Source organism: Verticiella alkaliphila, from assembly GCF_018904615.1.
GTDB classification, from domain to species: domain Bacteria; phylum Pseudomonadota; class Gammaproteobacteria; order Burkholderiales; family Burkholderiaceae_B; genus Verticiella; species Verticiella alkaliphila.
The window spans coordinates 1-3,078 of sequence record NZ_JADCNH010000088.1 but is presented as its reverse complement, the minus strand read 5'-3'; the positions used below and the strand labels follow the sequence as shown (position 1 = coordinate 3,078).

3 protein-coding genes are annotated in these 3,078 nt (G+C 49.1%); 1 reads left to right on the top strand and 2 read right to left on the bottom strand.

What is annotated here, in order from left to right:
- Positions 1 to 400: 400 nt before the first annotated feature.
- The gene (locus tag IMZ29_RS22270) at positions 401 to 1,852 is read left to right on the top strand and encodes a DUF8370 family protein (protein ID WP_216188461.1); all 1,452 of its coding nucleotides are present in this window, start codon (positions 401 to 403) and stop codon (positions 1,850 to 1,852) included.
- Positions 1,853 to 2,507: 655 nt separating this feature from the next.
- Here IMZ29_RS22270 and IMZ29_RS22265 read toward each other — a convergent pair.
- On the bottom strand, positions 2,508 to 2,750 hold the full coding sequence (locus IMZ29_RS22265; protein ID WP_216188460.1) for a DUF2274 domain-containing protein: 243 nt from the start codon (positions 2,748 to 2,750) through the stop codon (positions 2,508 to 2,510).
- The coding region (locus IMZ29_RS22260) for a TrbI/VirB10 family protein (protein WP_305852529.1) at positions 2,747 to 3,078 on the bottom strand (332 nt) is incomplete at its 5' end. The genes IMZ29_RS22260 and IMZ29_RS22265, both read right to left, overlap by 4 nt.

Below are 3,078 nucleotides of genomic sequence, written 5' to 3'. Positions count from 1 at the left end.
CTACTCCAGCGAAAAAACGACAGACTCCGAAGGAAGTTGGAGGCATGAGAAAATTATCTTGAGTCCAGACTCTCTTCGAGACGGGTACAAGCCGATCGTTATCCGAAGAGACGGCTATAACGACACTTTCAATATTATCGCTGAGCTACTATTTATATTTGACAACGAAGATTAGAAGCGTGTCGATGTCTCGACCCACTCATAAACCATCTCATACGAACGGCCATTATGTCGAAAAAATGCATACAGAAAAACCCATTTGCGCATGCATGCGCAATCTAGATCAACCAAGCCACCCAAGTCTTTAAATTTTATCCAATCCGCAAACGCCTTTAACATATAGCACCTTCACTCCTCACCCTGTGCTTGCGGCGAAGACCTCAACTAAGGAAAATTAGCCTTGGCAACATCATCCTCGAAGAAACGAGTATCCCGCCATTTTTCCTTGGGAAGGGATCAAACCACCTTAGATTTCGTGGACATCCCTATCGGCAGTGATATTCCGGTGTTTTTGGACCCAAGTAGAATAAGAGCCATGGGTACGACTTGGTCCAGAGAGTGCGAGTCATTGCTACAGCACTTCTTTCAGCGGCTACTGGATCTAATAAGGCGCAGTGACCGAGCATCTGGATTACTGATGCTTGAGGGCCTTTCCGAGCGAAATGAATTTCACCTTGGATTTTCGAAAGGCATGTCACAGGGAAGCGGAATAGGCTCCAAGTTTGCACTGATCTTCTGGAATGCGTTAAATAAAAGCAAGGCAGGAAAGACTGGGCTTCTGCATGACTTCGAAGACGCTTGTCTATTTATAGAAGGCGTGGGTCCCGACCGAATATCCGACGCTGTGTGCAACATTCTCAGAGGACCTCTGATTCGATACACCCAGGACATGTGCCGTTACTATGGAATACCGCTAACCAAAGACGTAGACTCAGGTCCACTATGGAATCCGCAAAGTGAGTGCTGGGAGAACAGTTTAGTCGAACTTCCCGCAACATCTTATGGGAAGATTTTATTGGTACCTAAAACCGCCGTTCGACACAAATTCTCGTACGATTATCAAAATTACTACACCCACTACCTTCTTCCCGGAATGCAAGAACATGAAAAGTCACTTAATTCCGCTTTGGTACTCGTACTGAGAGATGGAAGAAAAAAAGTCACAAAAAAATCTTTACGTGAGAAATATGGCGTAGACAAGCTAGCGGTCGCGAATCAAACCATAAAGCACCCTGACATACTAACCCAGTATAAAAAAGACGTCATCAGAACCTCCAGCCCTCTTACACACTATGAGTTCTCAGAGATAGAGAATATCGACATTCCGCGTTTTGATAGAATTCTTAAAAATGCAATTGATATAAAACCAGGACGAAAAGAAGCCACTTCGTATGAAAACGCTATCGAGGCACTTCTAAGCGCAGTGTTTTTCCCCTCATTAACCTACCCGACAAAACAAGACGTAATTCATGATGGAAGAAAAAGAATAGACATCACATACACCAATATCGCTCGAGACGGGTTTTTTAATTGGCTTGCGCTAAACTACTCGGCTGCCAATATCTTTGTAGAATGCAAAAACTACGGGGAAGAAATAGCAAACCCCGAAGTAGATCAACTCGCAGGGAGATTCGGACCATCTCGAGGAGTAGTCGGCATTCTCATCTGTAGATCGGTAAAAAATGAAAATCTTTTGTTCGAACGCTGCAGAGATACCGCCAAGGACAATCGTGGATTTATTATCCACTTGACTGACGAAGACTTGAAGAAAGTCGTGCAAGATTATGTCGATAGCGACGGAAAATCAGATTATCCAGTGCTCCGCAAAAAATTCAGATCTCTGATTATGTAATTTGCAACAGATGGAAGGTCAGTGTGGAGAAACCATTTTTAACCGACAGGCTCGAGTTCTCTGCAAACTCATGAAACCACACTCCCCTCATACCGCTTTCCGTTACCAGTCTCGCTTCCCACTAAACGCGCGGGTTACAACCTGCGGTTGCACGCGTGGCCCCGTGCGATTTCTCCCTACGACTACAAAAGCATATCGGAGTCCACAGCCCGCGCGAACACGTGGGCATGAAGGCATCATTGACCAGATGATTTCTAAACTCGCATAACGCGCCTGAGTAATGGGTCAAGCAGCTATCGAGTCTAAGTGTTATACAACTATAGCTGCGTGCTCTTATCAAGCATCAATTTCGCTAATGCAGCGAGTGAAAAAGCCCGCAGTTGCGCGGGCTCGTTAAATTCTGAAGCTACGCTAAGCTCCTTGATCGAACTGCCTTATCACTCCCACTCGATCATCAACAGGTCACGCAAGCCCGCGTGGGTAAAGGGATTTGCGATGATCGACATGGGCCATTACCGTCGCTTTTACCGTCATCCGACAAGAGCTTTGCCTGGTGCGGAAGATGGAAGGATTTGAGGGGCGACGACTCTGGCAACTCCATCGTCAATCGCCCTCTAGGATAGCGCAGACAAGCACAGCGGTCTTCCTCCAAGCCTTACTTCGCCGATGGATTCGGCGTTGCCTGCCCTCCCCTCTTGAAACCACGATCCCCCGCCATGAACGCCTCCAGCATGTGCGGGATCAACTTCTCTGCATCGACTGCTACGCCATATGTCTGTGCGTGCAGCGCGGCGTAGCGGTCGAGGTCGGCTTTCAAGCTGGCCGGGCAGGCAAAGGTCAGTTTGACGCTTTCGGTCTTGGGCAGCGGCCCGAGCCGCATCTTCTTGGTCGTGCTCATTGCGAAGCTCCCCGATTGAAGAACAGCGGCTGGTACGGCCGCAGCACCAGATCCCGGTTGACGATGATTCGCACGGGCAGGCCAGGCCGCTCGGTCAGCGTCGGCTGGATGTTCATGTTGCGTCGGGTGATCTCCTGGCCGACCTGATTGATGCTGTCCTGGGCGCTATCACGCCCGGCGATGACGATGCGGTTGCCGTCCTGGCGGTTCTCCGGCGCGGCCAGTTCTGCGCCGACGCCTAGCAGCGTCGTGGTAATGCCCCCATTTTTACTGGGTCGCAGAAGTAGAAACTGATGCGGCCATGGCCAGCCGCTGCTTTGGTGTGAAC